Genomic DNA, 16,058 nt, shown 5'->3' on the forward strand with positions numbered 1-16,058 from the left:
CCATGTCGCATTCGCTGCTATTCGCCTTTGTCGTGTTTGCCGTCGTGATGTTCTTCACGCCGGGCCCCAACAACATCATGCTGCTGTCGTCGGGGCTGACCTACGGCTTCCGCCGCACCGTGCCTCATATCGCCGGCATCACGGTCGGCTTCGCCTTCATGGTCGGCGCGGTCGGCGTCGGGCTCGGGGCCGTCTTCATCGCCTATCCGGTGCTGCAGACCATCCTGAAATATGGCGGCGTCGCCTACTTGGTCTATCTCGCCGCGGTCATCGCCATGGCCGAGCCGCCCTCGGCGGACAAGGACGACAGGCCCGGCCGCGGCCCGATGACCTTCTGGGGCGCGGCCATGTTCCAGTGGATCAATGCCAAGGGCTGGGTGATGGTGATCGGCACCATCACGGCCTACGCGGCGATTGCCGCCTTCCCCTGGAATATCGCGATCCAGGTCGGCCTGAGCCTGCTCCTGGGGACGGTGTCCTGCATCGTCTGGGCGCTGTTCGGCACGGCCTTGCGGCCGGTCCTGACCTCGCCCCGGGCGATCCGTGCCTTCAACGTAGTCATGGCCATCCTGCTGCTGGCCTCGCTCTACCCGGTCTTCATGGACGCATGATGCCGCACCGCGTCATGCGAGATGGGGGTTTCCCCTGAGGGGAAAAATGCTCTAGACAACGCCGGAAATTCGCGGGCGCCCGGCGGTTCTGACCTTCCGACAGCCTGATTCATCGGCCGATTTTGGCCCCCTTCAAACGAGGAAAACACGATGCGAGTTTACTACGATCGCGATGCCGACCTGAACCTGATCAAGGGCAAAAAGGTCGCCATCGTCGGCTACGGCAGCCAGGGCCACGCTCACGCGCTGAACCTGAAGGATTCCGGCGTCAAGGACGTGGCGATCGCGCTGCGCAAGGGTTCGGCCTCGGCCAAGAAGGCCGAGAACGCCGGCTTCAAGGTGATGGAAGTCGCCGAAGCCGCCAAGTGGGCCGACCTCGTCATGATGCTGACCCCGGACGAGCTGCAGGGCGACATCTATCGCGAGCACCTGCACGACAACATGAAGAAGGGTGCGGCGCTGGTCTTCGCCCACGGCCTCAACGTGCACTTCAACCTGCTCGATCCGCGCGCCGACCTCGACGTGCTGATGATCGCGCCGAAGGGGCCCGGCCACACCGTGCGTTCGGAATATCAGCGCGGCGGCGGCGTGCCCTGCCTGATCGCGATCGCCAAGGATTCGTCGGGCAATGCCCATGACCTCGGCCTGTCCTACGCCTCGGCGATCGGCGGCGGCCGCGCCGGCATCATCGAGACCACCTTCAAGGAAGAGTGCGAGACCGACCTGTTCGGCGAGCAGGTGGTGCTCTGCGGCGGCCTGGTCGAGCTGATCAAGGGCGGCTACGAGACGCTGGTCGAGGCCGGCTACGCGCCGGAGATGGCCTATTTCGAGTGCCTGCACGAAGTGAAGCTGATCGTCGACCTGATCTATGAAGGCGGCATCGCCAACATGAACTACTCGATCTCCAACACCGCCGAATACGGCGAGTATGTCACCGGTCCGCGTATCGTCACGGCCGAGACCAAGGCGGAGATGAAGCGCGTGCTGGCCGACATCCAGGGCGGCAAGTTCGCCCGCGACTGGATGCTGGAGAACAAGGTCAACCAGACCTCGTTCAAGGCGACCCGCGCCAAGCTCGCCGCGCATCCGATCGAGGAAGTCGGCGCCAAGCTGCGCGACATGATGCCCTGGATCAAGAAGGGCGCGCTGGTCGACAAGAGCAAGAACTAAGCTCGGAAGAGTAGGGTCTGTAGGGTGTGTTAGCTGAGGGCGTAACCCGCCAATTCGCTTCGCGGAGTCGCGATGGGTTGGGCTTCGCTAACGGCCTCGGATTCGGTTCACCTCTCCCCAGCGGGGAGAGGTCGATTTGCGCAGCAAATCGGGTGAGGGGCCGCAGCTCCAACGAGGGACCGTAATCCCTCACCCGGCGCTGCGCGCCGACCTCTCCCAAGGGAGAGGTGGACCTTCGACGCCACTCCAATTCAACCTGATCTCACCATGCGATGGCGGCAGCTAACCGGCCGTCATCGGCTGCTTCTCGATCCTGTTGTGCAACTGCCAGAATCGCACCGTGCGCTGTGCGGTCTCCAGCGACAGCCGCCGGTAATCGCGGTGCGCGACCTCGAGCGTCGCGTGGTCGATCGGATGCGGCAGCGGCCGCTTGCGCAAGATGGTTTCGACCGTCGGCCAGTTCAGCTTCGCCGAACGGCACGGGATCAGCAGCAGGTCGGAGCGGAGGCCAAGCATCAGGCGCTCGATCATCGCGATCGGCATGTCGTTGAGCACGGCGAGCGCGACCGTGACCTCGTCGAACTTGCCTTGCTCGGCGAATTTGTAGACCGCCACATCGTCGAGCTCGTTGAGCTGCTTCATCAGCTTCACCAGCTCCTCGGCGATGCCGTAGTTGCGGCGCGGGGCAGCGGCCTCTTCCTGCGCGATGTCGTTCAGCACCTGGCTGATCTCCTCGCGTGCCCTGGGCGATGCGAGCGCGAGCAGGCGGGCGCGTACGGTTTCCTTGGCGCGCTGCAGCAGGTCGCGCAGCAGCTTGGCCGGAATGTCGATGCGCAGCCCGAGGATCTCGACCAACTCGTCGTCGCGTTCGGCGCGGGCGACGATCGAGGAATAGCCGTTGTCGGAGAACTGCGCGCCGGCGTTCTTGGCAAGACGCCGGATCACCTTGTCCTCGCCGCGATCGATGATCACGTCGGTGACGGAAGCCGGCAGGTTCTCTCGCGCCGAGATCGCGAACAGATGCTCCTGGCCCTTGCTGGCGGCGATCTCGCGCAGTGCGTCGCTTGAGAGGCGGCTGGAGTGGGTCAACACGTCGCCGGCGACGCCGATGTCATCGTCCCAGGCGAGGTGCTGAATCACCTCAAACGGCGCATAGTCGAGCGGCGCGAGCCGCTTGCTGAGCTCGGCCCGCGCCCGCGTCTCGACGCGCGCGACCAAGAGGCAGAGCACGTCGTCGAACACCTTGACCTGTTCTTCGTTGAGGCGGTCGCCGTCGTTCAGGAACAGATCAGTGACCTGCCGCAGCGTCTGCACGCGCTTGGCTGATGTCCCGTCCCGGACCGCATCCTCGAGTTCGGCAATAATAGATTGTGACGCCTGTTGCGCCATCGACGGGCAACCTTGTTTTCTTTGATAACGACAGTCTGCAGGATATCGATAGCGGTCTTACACCTGCGTTAAGGTGGAACCCGGTGCAAATACGGGTCCATCGCCATCCTTAACGGGCCCCGACCAGATACGATTCAATTCGCGCATTCGATGCGGCCGCCAAGCCCGGCGTGCCTTAAGGAATTGTTTACGACGATGCGCGCCGCGTGACGGCGAAGATGTCGATCGCAGCCGCGCGCCCGCGCAACTGCGTCGAGCCGAGCGGTGCAATTCCAAAATCGTGGTCCGGGGGTAGCAGGCGGAGCAGCTCGCCCGAGATCAGCAGCGGCCGTCCGGCCTCCTTGCAATGCGCCTGCAACCGCGCCGTGACGTTCACGGTGTCACCGAAATAGGCGATCTGCCGCCGCGAGTCGCCGCATTCGCCGATGACGACCGGGCCCGCATGCATCCCGGCGCGGAATGCCGGCGCCACGCCGAACTCCTTGCGATAGTGGTCGGCCCGCTTGGCGAGGCGGTCCTCGATCGCGAATACGCAGTCGAGGTAGCGCCGCGACGGTTGGCCCGAGTTGGCCAGCCACGTCACGATCACCTCATCGCCGACATAGGCATGAACCTCGCCGCCATGCGCCACGATCGGCTCGTCGATGTCGGAGAAGAAGCGGGTCAGGAGCTCCTGAACACGCAACTCGCCCATCGCCTCCGCCAAGGTCGTCGAGCCGACCAGGTCGAGGAACAGCAGCACGCGCTCCTCGCGCACCGGCTGGCGGTAGCGTCCAAGCACGATGCTGAGCAGCGTATGGCCGCCGATCATCCGGACCAGCTCATAGATCGTCGTGACCGGGATCGACATCACCAGGCCGACGCCGATGATCTTCAGGAAGGTCTTGCGAATCCACTTGGTCTCGAGCCCGTGCGCGGAAAGCGAGATCTCGAGCACGGTCGCTGCGACCGCAACCACGATGGCCAGGATCACGGAGCGGACCACCAGTTCGACAGCCAGCGGCTGCCGCCGCAGCCAGCCGCCGCGGGCGGCGAGGTAGAGATGCGTGGCCCAGACGATCAGGGTGATGACCGCACCTTCGAAGGCGCTGCGCAGATAGTTCGCGACGGAGGCTTCGTCGGCCTCATCGAAGGCATAGCGAAACAGCCCGCCGACGAGCAGGCCGAACACGGTCAGAACGATCACAGGCGTCACGACGCGCCGCATGGATACTCCACATCCATGAAATATCCTGCGCGGATCGGGAAGGCCAGCCGCAGCGTGGCGCGACCAGCGGGTGAACCGGATACGCCGCGATGGCACTCATGTATGGTTCGGCGGCAGGCATCGGTCGGAAGGGAAAGCGCATGAAAACGACTCTCGCGGTGACCATGTTCAGGCTAGGGCCTCTGATCACGGCCGTGTTCGTCACCGCGCTCGCATCAGCTGCGCATGCCGGCGACCAGGGCGATCCCGAGCAATCCTGCGACGGCAGCACCTACCAGATGGTCGAGTGCCTCAAGGCCAAGACCGCGCAATGGGACAAGCGGATGAACGTCGCCTATCAGCAGGCACTGAGGGATGCCTCGGGCGACAAGCAGCGCGAACAGCTGCGCAGCGCGCAGCGGTTATGGATCCAGTACCGTGACGCGAACTGCCTGTATTACGACCTCGGCGAGGGCACCATCGCCCGGCTCGATGCCGGCGAATGCATGCGCAGCATGACGGAGGTCCGCGCCAAGGAACTGGAGAGCCTCGGCCATCAGTGAGCCATCTTCCGGAGTCATGACCGAAATCATGACTGACGGAAAGAGCCAGGACGAATTGACCCAGCTTGCGGAGGAGGCGCTGCGCGCCCAGCCCGGCTGCGAGACCGCGCGCGTGCCGGCGGTCGCCGCGCTGCCCGACGCGCAGATCGGACGCAACTGGGAGATTCCGAACGTCGTGCTCGGCGACAGCCTGATCAGCGACGTCGACCGCGCGGTGCTGTCGGTGCATCGCCGGCTCGGCCGCAAGTTTCATCTGGTGTGAGGCGGCCTGATCTCAGCTCGCCTGGCCTGACGTGGCGCAGGCCGCGCGGCCATGCTGATCATCCGGAGCGCGAACACCGTAGCGAGCGGTACGAGGAACAATGCGTAGAGCGGCATAGATCGAGGCCGCCATGCAGCTGGTCGGCGAGGGCGGGCCGGAGGCGGTCCGCGTCCGCGAGGCCGCCCGCCGCGCCGCGGTCTCGCCGGGCGCGCCGTTTCGGCATTTCCCGAGCCGGGATGCCCTGATGAATGCGGTGGCCGAGGAGGCACAACGCCACTTCCGGGCCGAGATCGAGGCGGCGCTGGTCGATGCACCGCCTGGCGATCCGCTGGGCCGCTTCCGCTGCCATGGGATCTCCTATCTGCGCTGGGCGATGAAGAACCCGACCCATTTCGAGATCATCTCCAGCCGCCGCTTCTTCGACCACGACCGCTCGGCCGGGGTCTCCAGCGACAATGCGCAGTTGATCGGCTTGACCGAGCGCACGCTGGCGGAGGCATTTTCAGCCGGCCAGCTCGCGGCGCACGACCTGAAGCAGGTCCAGATCGCCGCCCTCGCCCTGGTCTATGGTTTTGCGCGGATGCATATCGACGGCCATTTGCCGCGCTGGGGCGTCATTGAGGCTGAGGCCGAGCAGATGGCCGCTGACATCGTCGACCTCTTCATCGCCGGCATTGCAAGGCCGCCTGCGGCGAAGGTCTGAGGCGCGCCGCGCCAGCGGGCGCGTTCCGGGCGGGCAAATTCATTGCACGTTCATGACGATTCAATTACGATTTTATGACACGGCGCAGACACCGGCTGTGCGGTGTGCCTCCTGGCCATTGCCAGTCAAGGCCGTGGCATTGCGCCGGGTTGTATTGCGTCCCGCCCATGGCGCCCGCGCCTCAGCAGAACTCTTCCGTTGCCGCGCTGGCCGGCGGTCTCGCCGCGATCGGCATCTGGCGGTTGATGGCGGTCGCCGCGCCGCATCTCGGCGCGCTGATCCTCATGCTGCGGACCGAAACCGATTTCGGCTCGCGGCTGTGCTTCCTGCTCAGCTGGGGAATCCTGAACTTCCTGTTCATCGCATTGCTGCGTCGGCCGGCACTGTCGGGCGCGCTGTCGCTGACGCTGGTCGTGGTGCTGGTGCTGCTGTCGCGGTTCAAGCACGACGTGGTGCAGATGACCGCGAACTTCGTCGACCTGATGGTGATCGATCGCGACACCGCGGCGTTCCTGCTCACGATCTTTCCGAACCTGCGCTGGTCGATCATCGGCGCCGGCCTCGTCACGCTGCCTCTGATGTACGCGCTGTGGTGGCTCGATCCGTTCCGCATCCGCCGCCTGCCGGCCGCGGCTGCCTGCCTTGCCTGCACCGCGGCGCTGTCGGGCTATGCCTTCGCCTGGCCGGACGAGGCCTGGCGCGGCTATTACGACGACGGCTACCTGTCGAAATTCGCGCGCTCCGCCGTCACCGCGGCGTCCGACTTCGCCGCCTACGGCTTCATGGAGTCTGATCCTTCTGCGAGCGACCAGCTCAAGATACCTCCGGTCGATGCCTGCCATCCTGCCGGGCGGCGGCCGAACATCATCATGATCCATGATGAATCGAGCTTCGACATCCGTACCGCACCCGGCGTCAAGGTCCCACCCGGCTATGGCAGCCAGTTCAAGTCCTATGACGGCGTCGAGCGCAAATTCCTCGCCGAGAGCAATGGCGGGCCAAGCTGGTTCACCGAGTACAACGTGCTGGCCGGATTGTCGTCGCGCTCGTTCGGCCGGTTCTCCTATTTCGTCACCCGCATCGCCTCGGGCCGGGTCGAACGCGGCCTGCCGCTGGCGCTGCGCCGCTGCGGCTACGACACGCTCTCGCTCTATCCGGCGTTCGGCGCCTTCATGAGCGCGCGCAGCTTCCAGACCACGACCGGCATCCAGCAGTTCTACGACGCGCATGACCTGCATGCGAAGGACGTCGAGCCCGACAGCTTCTTCTACGACAAGGCCGTGAGGTTGATGGCCGAGCAGAAGACATCAGGCACGCCGCTGTTCACCTTCGTCTATCTCGCCGCCAACCATTTCCCGTGGGAGACGAAATTCCGTCCCGACCTGCTGCCGGCATGGAAGCGGCCGGGCAACGCCCCGTCGGTCGACGAATATCTGCGCCGGCAGACGATGAGCGCGGGCGACTATGCCGGCTTCGTCGCGGCGCTGAAGAAGAAGTTTCCGGCGCAGCCGTTCCTGATCGTACGCTATGGCGATCATCAGCCGGAGTTCTCGCCGCAGCTGCTCGATCCCGGTCTCGACGAGACCGGCATCGGCAAGAAGCTGATGGACTACGATCCGCGCTACTACGCGACATATTACGCGATCGACGCCATCAATTTCGATCCGGTGAAGAGCCCGGCGGTGATGGACACGATCGATGCCGCCTATCTGCCGCTGGTGATCCAGGAAGCCGCCGGCATTCCGCTCGATCCGTCGTTCGAGGAGCAGAAGGCGATCATGCTTCGCTGCGGCGGCGCGTTCTATTCCTGCAAGGACGGCGCCGAAGCGCGCCGCTTCAACCGCATGTTGATCGACGCGGGAATCATCAAGGGACTTTAGACTAACGTCGTTAGACGAAGGTCGTCGCGCGAAACCGCGTGCATTACTTATTTGTAATTACCTCGCCGAGATTTCGTCACGATTGTTGCGATGATCTGTCGCGCCGCTGCCACGGTGTTCACCAGCGCGCAGCGTCAATTCAGCCAATCCCGCCCTTCTTGCAGGAGTGTTTGCCCATGCGAGCGCTCGATGTTGCGCGCCTTGTCGTCGCCTTCGGACTTGCTGTTCCCCTTGCCATTCCATCAGCCCACGCCGCAGAGCCGCCTCGCGACATCAAGGGGCTCTACCTGATGACGGACTATCCGGCCGTCACCATCAGGCCCGGCACCACCTCCAACATTTCGCTGCGTTTGCAGAACTACGATCTCGGTCCGCAGCGCTACAAGCTTTCGGTCGAGGGCGTGCCGAGCGGTTGGACCGCGACGCTGCTTGGCGGCGGCCAACCGGTCGCAGCGGCGATGCCGGCGCCTGACTCCAGCGTGCCGCTGCAGCTTCGGCTCGACGTGCCTGCGAACGCTTCGCTCGCCGAGCAGACCGTGACGGTGAAGGCCGAAGGGCAGGGCAGCGAGGCAACATTGCCGATCGTGGTCGCGCTCGCCAAGGAATTGCCGGCAAAGCTGACGGTAACCTCGAAGCTCCCCGAACTGCGCGGCAGCCCGAAATCGAACTTCGAGTACACGCTGACCATCAAGAACGACAGCGGCCGCAGCCTGGTCGCAAGTTTCGCCGCGGCGGCACCGCAAAATTTCGAGACCTCGTTCACCGAGGCCTACGGCACACAGGAACTGTCGTCGATCCCGATCGATGCCGGGCAGTCCAAGGACATCAAGCTCAAGGTGCGGCCGCCGAGCGCGATCGACGCCGGGCATTTCCCGGTCAAGGTCACCGTCAATGCGGAGGATGCGTCGGCGCAGACCGAGGTGGCGCTCGACGTCGCCGGCCAGCCGCAGCTTCAGCTCTCCGGCCGTGACGGGCTGCTGAGCACGCGCGCGGTCGCTGCCGAGCAGAGCGCGATCCCGGTCGTGGTCACCAACAGCGGCACCGCGCCGGCCGACAACATCGAACTCGCGGCGACGGCGCCGAGCGGTTGGAAGGTCACGTTCCAGCCTGCCAAGATCGAGCGTCTGGTGCCCGGCAAGGATACCGAGGTCCAGGCATTGGTGACGCCGAGCGACAAGTCGCTCGCCGGCGACTATCAGCTCGCGATGCGCGCCACCTCGCGCGGCGAGACGGCATCGAGCCAGTTCCGCGTCACTGTGAGCACCTCCACCGTCTGGGGCATGGCCGGAGCCGGCGTGATCGGCGTCGCGTTGCTGCTGATGCTGGGTGCCGTTGCGAGGTTCGGACGGCGATGAGCGAGCTGCAGCACACCAGCGCTGCGACACGGCGAGATGCCGTCATCGCAGCGCGCGATCTCACCAAGCGCTACGGCAGGACCAGCGTCGTCGACGCCATCAATTTCGACATCGCCAAGGGCGAGGTGTTCGGGCTGCTCGGCCCGAACGGTGCCGGCAAGACCACGACCATCCTGATGCTGCTCGGCCTCACCGAGATCTCGGCCGGCCGGGTCAGCGTGCTCGGCTTCGATCCGGCGCGGCAGCCGCTACAGGTCAAGCGGCGCTTGGGCTATCTGCCGGATGCCGTCGGCTTCTACGATCACCTGACCGCGGTGGAGAATCTCGCCTATGCCGCCAAGCTGATGGGGCTCGGGGTGGCCGAGCGGTCGCGGCGGATCGCGGCGGCGCTGACCCGGGTGCGCCTGCTCGACGTCGCCGACAAGCGGGTTGCGACCTTCTCGCGCGGCATGCGGCAGCGGCTCGGGCTTGCCGAGATCATCGTCAAGCGTGCCGAGATCGCGATCCTCGACGAGCCGACCTCGGGCCTCGACCCGCAGGCGACGATTGAATTCCTCGACCTGATCAGGGAACTGAAGGCCGAGGGCGTCACCGTGCTGCTGTCGTCGCATATGCTCGACCAGGTCCAGCGGGTCTGTGACCGCGTCGCGCTGTTCCGCGCCGGGAAGATCGCGATCATGGGGTCGGTGGCCGAGCTCTCGGTCAAGGTGCTGGGCGCGGGCTTCGTCGTCGAGGTCGAAGCCGACGGCGCCGGGATTGCACGGCGGCTGGCGGCGATCCCGGGCGTCGGCAATGTCGAGACGCTGGCGGAAGATCGCTTCCGCATGACCGCCGACCGTGATGTGCGGGCCGATGCAGCGCGCGCGGTGGTCGCGGCCAACGGGGCGTTGCGGCGGCTCTCGGTCGACGAGCCGAGCCTCGAGGCGATCTACGCTCATTATTTCCAGGCCACCCCGCCAGGAGGCGTACGCGATGCGGCGTGAAGGTTCAGCATTCCAGGGCGTCGGCGCGGTCTTCGTCAAGGAGCTGTCGGACAACATCTCGAGCGTCCGCATGCTGATGCTTGAGCTTCTGATCGTGCTGACGGCGATGGCGGCGCTCTACGAGGCAATCACGGCGCTGCGCCATAATACGGCGGAGGATCCCTTCCTGCTGTTGCGGCTGTTCACGGTGAGCCAGGCGCCGCTGCCGTCCTTTGTCGCCATCCTCGGCTTCCTGATCCCGCTGATGGCGATCGGGCTCGGCTTCGACCTGATCAACAGCGAGCACAACCGGCGCACATTGTCGCGCATCCTGGCGCAGCCGATCTATCGCGACGCTCTGCTGCTCGGCAAGTATCTCGCGGGGCTCGCGACGATCACGATCAGCCTGACCGCGTTGTGGCTGCTGGTGATCGGGCTCGGCTTGATCTTCCTCGGCGTGTCGCCGGGCGGCGAGGAGATCGCCCGCTCGCTCGCCTTCCTGGTGATCGCGGTGTTCTATGCCGGGGTCTGGCTGTCGCTCGCAATGCTGCTCTCGATCGTGTTTCGCTCGCCGGCGACTGCGGCATTGGTCGCGCTCGGCATCTGGCTGTTCCTGACCGTGCTGTGGCCGATGCTGGCGCCGGCAATCGCGCAAGCCATCGTGCCACCCGATCCGCGCTTTGCCGCGCTCGGTCTCGATACACCGGGCACCGCGATCTGGACCCAGCTGCTGCAGCGCTTCTCGCCGAACGATTTGTTCGGGGAGGCGATGCTGGCGGTGCTGTCGCCGACCACGCGGACGCTCGGCCCGGTGTTCCTCGACCAGATCCGCGGCGCGGTGATGGGCGCCCCGCTGCCGTTCGGCCAAAGCGTGATGATCGCCTGGCCGCAGACGGTCGGCCTCATCGCCTGCACCATCGTGCTGTTCGTCGCGGGCTACGTCCTGTTCCAGCGCCAGGAGGTGAGGGCCTGAGGCGGAGGACCGCTCAGCGCGGTCCGACCATCTCCCACAGCCAGCGCGCCACGGCGTCGGGCGACGATGATGCGTCGTTGCCCGACGCGCGCAGGTTCGCCTCGCGCATCGCGGCGATGCCGATCTTGCCGAGCAGCGGCCGCAGTGCCGCCTTGAGAGGCTCATCATCGCGTCGCCTTGGCGACAGCAGCACGATCGCGTCATAGGGCGGGATCGCGTGCCTGTCGTCCGCGAGCGTGACCAGGTCGTATTTCGCGATCAGTCCGTCGCTGGTGTAGCCCGCGATGACGTCGACCTCGCCGGAGGCGACCGCCGCATACATGAAATCCGGCTGCATCGTCCGTTGGGTGCGGAACGTCAGCCCATAGGCCTTCTGGATGCCGGCCCATTCCGGCCGCGAGAAGAATTCATAGTCGCCGGCGATCGACATCGTCGCGGCGCGCGAGGCGAGGTCGGCGATCGAATGGATGCCGAGCTGATCGGCGCGCTTCTTCGGCATCACCAGCGCATAGGCGTTCTCGAAGCCGAGCTCGCCGAACAGCGTGATGTCCTGCTTCGCCAGCGTGGTCGTCAATTCGCTCAGCAGCTCGGCACGGGGCCTGATGCCGGTGTGGTGGAACTGGTTCGCCCATAGCGTGCCGGAATAGTCGACATAGACGTCGATGTCGCCAGCGGCGAGCGCATCGAAGATCACGTTGGAGCCGAGGCCGGCGCGGGTCGTGGTCGGCAGCCCGGCCGCCTGCAGCCGCTGCGCCATCAGCGCCGACAGTACGTATTGCTCGGTGAAGGTCTTGGCGCCGACGACGTAGCGCGCCTGCGGCCGCCCGATCGCGGGCACCAGCGTCGCGGCGATCAGGGCGGCAATGCCGAGCCCGCCGAGCGCGGTCCGGCCGCGGCTGCGGTTGCGCAGGCCTTTCTCGATCAGCGCCAGCAATTGGTCGACGACAAGCGCGAGCACGGCGGCGGCAAAACAGCCGAACAGTACGAACACCCAGTTCTGGGTCTGCAGCCCCGCGAAAATGTAGTTGCCGAGGCTGGTCTGGCCGATCGGCGTCGACAGCGTCGCGGTGCCGATCACCCACACCGCGGCGGTGCGGATGCCCGCCATCATCACCGGCAGCGCCAGCGGCAGCTCGACCATGGTGAGCGATTGCCGCGGCGTCATGCCGACGCCCTGGGCGGCCTCCAGCACGGCCGGATCGACGCCCGATAGGCCGGTGATGGTGTTGCGCAGCACCGGCAGCATCGAATAGAGCGCGAGCGCCAGCACCGCCGGCAGGAAGCCGAAGGCGGAGAAGCTGAAGCCGAGCCACGCCGCGGTCAGCGCCGTGAGCGCCAGCAGCAGCGGATAGAACAGCGCGAGCAGCGCGAGACCGGGTACTGTCTGCACGATGCTGGCGAGCCCGAGCAGTGTGCCGCGCAGCACCGGCCGGTTGCGCGCGACGATCGCAAGCGGCAGGCTGATCAGAAGTCCGAGCGCCAGCGCGGCGACGCTGACCCGGACGTGATTGCCGAGATAGTCGGGCAGATGCGCCAGCGCCTCGCTCCAGCGTGGATCGCTCATGCTGCGCCGTCCCGCGGCAGCAATGCGCCCAGCCTTTCCGCCTGTCGCCGTGGCGTACGGAGGAGTTCGCCAACATAGGCATCGGTATTGGCCGCAAGCTCCGCCGGCGTGCCCAAAGCGAGCAGCTTGCCGCGGCGCATCACCGCGACGCGGTCGGCCAGCAGCAGTGCCTCGGTCATGTCGTGGGTGATCATGACCGTGGTCAGTCCGAGCTCGCGATGCAGTGTGCGATAATCGTCGCTGAGCGCGTCGCGGGTCAGCGGATCGAGCGCGCCGAACGGCTCGTCCATCAGCACGATGCGCGGCTTCGCAGCCAGCGCACGCGCGACGCCGACGCGTTGACGCTGCCCGCCGGAGAGTTCGTGCGGCAGGCGCTCGCGATGCTCCGCACGGTCGAGCCGCACGAGGTCGAGCAGCTCGTCGACGCGCACCGAGATCTCGGCCTGCGGCCAGCCGAGGAGCTTTGGCGTGATGCCGATATTGTCGGCGACGGTGAGATGTGGAAACAGCCCGCCACTCTGGAAGACATAACCGATGCGGCGACGCAGCAGGATCGGGTCGATGCGGCTGACGTCTTCGCCGTCGACGGCGATCTGGCCGCGGTCAGCCTCGATCAGGCGGTTGGCGAGCCGCAGCAGCGTCGTCTTGCCGGAGCCCGAGCCGCCGACAACGGCAAGGAATTCACCCTCGGCCACGTCAAGCGAGACGTCCTCGATCGCCACCACGCGACCATTGTCAAAGCTCTTGCCGACATGCGCGTAGGCAATCAGCGGCGTTGCAGGCATTCTCTGGCCATTCCTGGGCTGTTTTCACCATCGTGAACGACAGTGATAGCCCATAAAATGGACTTTGACTTGAGGTGCACGCGCCCGCGTCACGCTTCGCAGGCTGTTCCAGTTGGGCGCACGAAGCGGGTCAGCCCCCTCCGGGGCTGTGAGCACACATCACACTTCGTTTTTGGGGACGTATTTGCCCATGATGCACTTGTAGCTCTGCAAGCGCCAATCGTGATACGGCCCCTTGGCGAGCCACTCGGCGATGCCGATTTGGGCGTTCACGGCGCAGGCGCCCATGGTGATGCCGGATTGGTCGCTGTTGGTGACGACCTTTTCCATGCAGAGCTGAGCATTGCAAAGGATGGCGACGAGCGTAACGAGCATGATGGTCTTTGTCCGTAGGATTAACCCGGTCTGAACCGAATCATGCACGGTTCATGCCATTATCAGCGGCTTTGGTGTCACAGCCGGCAAGACCGGGAAAGTACGGCGGAGCCAATCACGCGCTCGCCGGCGCATAGCCGCACGCGCGCAGATACGCTATAGTTGCTCTCCAACTACGACGTGAGATCGGGGCAAGCGAGGAACGTTGCGCGGTCGGGGCTGCATCGATGATGACGTTACCTGAGTTGGCGGCAGGCGCTTTGGAGAAGTTTCTTGCCACGTGGGTCAGCCGCACGTTCGGTGCCTCGCAGGCCCGCTTCGGCGAATTGCTCCCGGCTGCCGCGCGCATCGCGCTGGAATGCATTGGCAACAGCGATGCGCTCTACCACAATGTCGAGCATACGATGCTGGTCACGCTGGCCGGGCATGACATCATCCGCGGTCGCGCGCTGCACACCCATGTCACCGCGGAGGATTACACCCACACGATCATCGCGTGCCTGACGCACGACATCGGCTATGTGCGCGGGCTGTTGCAGGGCGATGGACCGGATGGTTACGTCATCGATGCCTCCGGCAACAAGGTGGTGCTGCCGCGCGGCTCGTCGGATGCGGGCCTGATGCCGTATCATGTCGATCGCTCCAAACTGTACGTGCTCGATCGGCTCGAGGCCGTCATTCCGCTGGACCGCGAGCGCGTCGCGCGCAACATCGAGGGCACGCGGTTTCCGGCGCCCGAAGGCCAGCAATATGACGACGAGGCGGCGATCGTTCGGGCCGCCGATTTCATCGGACAGCTCGGCGATCCCAACTACATCAGGAAAGCCAACGCGCTCTATCACGAATTCGAAGAGGTCGGCATCAACCGCCAGCTCGGCTATGAATCGCCGGCCGATATCGTCGACCGCTATCCGCAATTCTACTGGAACATGGTTGCGCCGCACATCCAGGGCGCCATCAACTGCCTGAACATGACGGCAAGCGGCCGTCAGTGGATCGCGAACCTCTACAGCAACGTCTTCCGCGCCGAGCGCGAGGTCACCCTGTCCGGCCCGCAGATCTGACGCAAGGCGCCAGCGGCGCGGGCTTTCGGCACGGCTTGTCTGCATTCCCCGGTCGATTGCCAGGCGTCCACATTTCGGCCTGCTTCATCGTTGCACAGTCCGTGGAAATCGGCGACCTTGCGCCCATGGACCTCTTCATCGACCGTGTTCTCGACCGTTTCAGCATGATCTCCCGTTTCGCTCAATTGATTGCGATTGCGATCGTGTGCTGGCCTGCGCTCGCCATTGCCGCCGGCCCGGTCTATGACGTCGATCTGTATGCGCTGATGTCGGGCACCTGCCACAATGTCAGCGTCGCCGGCCGCAGCTATAGCTGCAAGGCGGTGGCCTATTTCCACACCTTGCGCGGCCGTTCCGAGTTCACCGTGGTGCTCGACGATCCCGCCGACAAGAGCCACATCGTCTCGTTCTCCGGCGAGAGCACCGAACGCACCCAGGACAATCTGTTCGAGCTTTCGGTCGACCGCATGTTGCTGAAGTCGAGCGACCGTCCGCGTGTCGATGGCCTGCCGGTGCCGCTGGTCGAGATGTCGACAGGCTCGTGCCGTCAGGTCGGAAGCTTCATCACGCGGCAGGTGTCCTCCATCACCTGCGCCGCCACCGACCAGAGCGGCAAGAGGTACGAGCTGGCCTTCGAGTCGGACGGCTCGCCGATGACCTTGCGCCGGCTGCGGCAATCGACGCTGCCGTCGGAACGGCAGCGGGCGCGCCAGATCGCGCAGCTCGAATGCCGCCTCAAGGCACGGGCCGCGCAGGTCCTGCCGCGGGACACCACGGCCTTCATGATCCGTTGTCTCGGTGAGGACGACGGCAAGACGGCCGGCGAACAGCGATAGCCGCGCGCCGTGCGTTGCGGACCATGCTCGAGGAGAATTCGATGCGCTTGCACCTCACCATCATCGCCGCCATCGGCATCGGCCTCACCGCGCCCGCCGCCGCGCAAATGTACGATCCGAACTATCCGGTATGCCTCGAAGTCTATGGCGGCAGGCTGACGCCCGAGTACATCGATTGCAGCTTCACGTCGCTTCCGCAATGCCAGGCAACGGCGTCCGGACGATCGGCGACATGCTCGGTCAATCCTTTTTACAAAGGTCCCAAAAAGCCGACCAGGGAGCGGGGTCAACGACAGCGTCGGCCCGCCAACTAGCGCGCCGTCGCGTTGCTGGCACAGTTGATTAACTCCGTCGGTTGTGGGGAAACCTTCCGAGCGACA

General features: G+C 65.3%; 17 protein-coding genes. 12 read left to right on the plus strand and 5 right to left on the minus strand.

The window, feature by feature from the left end:
- Positions 1-2: 2 nt before the first annotated feature.
- Positions 3-611: a LysE family translocator gene (locus ACVISU_RS32305; RefSeq protein ID WP_050401885.1), complete on the plus strand. Its 609-nt coding sequence runs from the start codon at positions 3-5 to the stop codon at positions 609-611.
- Positions 612-761: 150 nt separating this feature from the next.
- Positions 762-1,781 (plus strand): ketol-acid reductoisomerase, encoded by a 1,020-nt coding sequence (ilvC, locus tag ACVISU_RS32310; protein ID WP_050401884.1) that lies wholly within the window; start codon positions 762-764, stop codon positions 1,779-1,781.
- Between the two features lie 282 nt (positions 1,782-2,063).
- Here ilvC and ACVISU_RS32315 read toward each other — a convergent pair whose 3' ends face one another.
- Entirely contained in the window at positions 2,064-3,170 is a 1,107-nt protein-coding gene (locus tag ACVISU_RS32315) for a DUF2336 domain-containing protein (protein WP_456709617.1), read from the minus strand.
- Positions 3,171-3,357: 187 nt separating this feature from the next.
- The gene (locus ACVISU_RS32320) at positions 3,358-4,377 is read right to left on the minus strand and encodes an adenylate/guanylate cyclase domain-containing protein (RefSeq protein ID WP_456709618.1); all 1,020 of its coding nucleotides are present in this window, start codon (positions 4,375-4,377) and stop codon (positions 3,358-3,360) included.
- Positions 4,378-4,517: 140 nt separating this feature from the next.
- Here ACVISU_RS32320 and ACVISU_RS32325 point away from each other — a divergent pair, with 140 nt between their 5' ends.
- The 7 genes from ACVISU_RS32325 (at position 4,518) to ACVISU_RS32355 (ending at position 11,054) form a co-directional block, all read left to right on the plus strand.
- Complete coding sequence (locus tag ACVISU_RS32325; protein ID WP_244521994.1) at positions 4,518-4,919, plus strand: lysozyme inhibitor LprI family protein; 402 nt, start codon at positions 4,518-4,520, stop codon at positions 4,917-4,919.
- Between the two features lie 28 nt (positions 4,920-4,947).
- Positions 4,948-5,181 carry a hypothetical protein gene (locus ACVISU_RS32330; RefSeq protein ID WP_050401946.1) on the plus strand — a complete coding sequence of 78 codons (234 nt, stop codon included), beginning with the start codon at positions 4,948-4,950 and terminating at the stop codon, positions 5,179-5,181.
- Positions 5,182-5,311: 130 nt separating this feature from the next.
- Entirely contained in the window at positions 5,312-5,884 is a 573-nt protein-coding gene (locus ACVISU_RS32335; RefSeq protein ID WP_456709619.1) for a TetR/AcrR family transcriptional regulator, read from the plus strand.
- A gap of 167 nt (positions 5,885-6,051) precedes the next feature.
- On the plus strand, positions 6,052-7,764 hold the full coding sequence (locus ACVISU_RS32340) for a sulfatase-like hydrolase/transferase (RefSeq protein WP_456709620.1): 1,713 nt from the start codon (positions 6,052-6,054) through the stop codon (positions 7,762-7,764).
- A 176-nt stretch (positions 7,765-7,940) separates the two neighbouring features.
- A complete protein-coding gene (locus ACVISU_RS32345) occupies positions 7,941-9,119 on the plus strand; it encodes a COG1470 family protein (RefSeq protein ID WP_456709621.1) in 1,179 nt (392 codons plus the stop codon).
- Positions 9,116-10,102, plus strand: a complete 987-nt coding sequence (locus ACVISU_RS32350; RefSeq protein WP_456709622.1) for an ABC transporter ATP-binding protein — start codon at positions 9,116-9,118, stop codon at positions 10,100-10,102. Before ACVISU_RS32345 ends, ACVISU_RS32350 begins: the two co-directional genes overlap by 4 nt.
- A complete protein-coding gene (locus ACVISU_RS32355) occupies positions 10,092-11,054 on the plus strand; it encodes an ABC transporter permease (RefSeq protein ID WP_456709623.1) in 963 nt (320 codons plus the stop codon). Before ACVISU_RS32350 ends, ACVISU_RS32355 begins: the two co-directional genes overlap by 11 nt.
- 13 nt (positions 11,055-11,067) lie before the next feature.
- Here ACVISU_RS32355 and ACVISU_RS32360 read toward each other — a convergent pair whose 3' ends face one another.
- The 3 genes from ACVISU_RS32360 to ACVISU_RS32370 form a co-directional block, all read right to left on the minus strand.
- Complete coding sequence (locus tag ACVISU_RS32360) at positions 11,068-12,618, minus strand: ABC transporter permease/substrate-binding protein (RefSeq protein WP_456709624.1); 1,551 nt, start codon at positions 12,616-12,618, stop codon at positions 11,068-11,070.
- Positions 12,615-13,403 (minus strand): ATP-binding cassette domain-containing protein, encoded by a 789-nt coding sequence (locus ACVISU_RS32365; protein WP_456709625.1) that lies wholly within the window; start codon positions 13,401-13,403, stop codon positions 12,615-12,617. The genes ACVISU_RS32360 and ACVISU_RS32365 overlap by 4 nt, the downstream gene beginning before the upstream one ends.
- A 159-nt stretch (positions 13,404-13,562) precedes the next feature.
- Complete coding sequence (locus tag ACVISU_RS32370) at positions 13,563-13,778, minus strand: hypothetical protein (protein ID WP_050401945.1); 216 nt, start codon at positions 13,776-13,778, stop codon at positions 13,563-13,565.
- 227 nt (positions 13,779-14,005) lie between these two features.
- Between ACVISU_RS32370 and ACVISU_RS32375 the strand changes: the two genes are divergently transcribed.
- From ACVISU_RS32375 to ACVISU_RS32385, 3 genes are all read left to right on the plus strand, one after another.
- Positions 14,006-14,842 carry a hypothetical protein gene (locus ACVISU_RS32375; RefSeq protein ID WP_050401875.1) on the plus strand — a complete coding sequence of 279 codons (837 nt, stop codon included), beginning with the start codon at positions 14,006-14,008 and terminating at the stop codon, positions 14,840-14,842.
- 125 nt (positions 14,843-14,967) lie between these two features.
- Positions 14,968-15,678 carry a hypothetical protein gene (locus tag ACVISU_RS32380; RefSeq protein WP_244521995.1) on the plus strand — a complete coding sequence of 237 codons (711 nt, stop codon included), beginning with the start codon at positions 14,968-14,970 and terminating at the stop codon, positions 15,676-15,678.
- A gap of 41 nt (positions 15,679-15,719) precedes the next feature.
- Complete coding sequence (locus tag ACVISU_RS32385; protein WP_456709626.1) at positions 15,720-15,992, plus strand: DUF3551 domain-containing protein; 273 nt, start codon at positions 15,720-15,722, stop codon at positions 15,990-15,992.
- Positions 15,993-16,058 lie beyond the last annotated feature (66 nt).

The sequence above is a fragment of the Bradyrhizobium sp. USDA 4452 genome, from assembly GCF_054063575.1.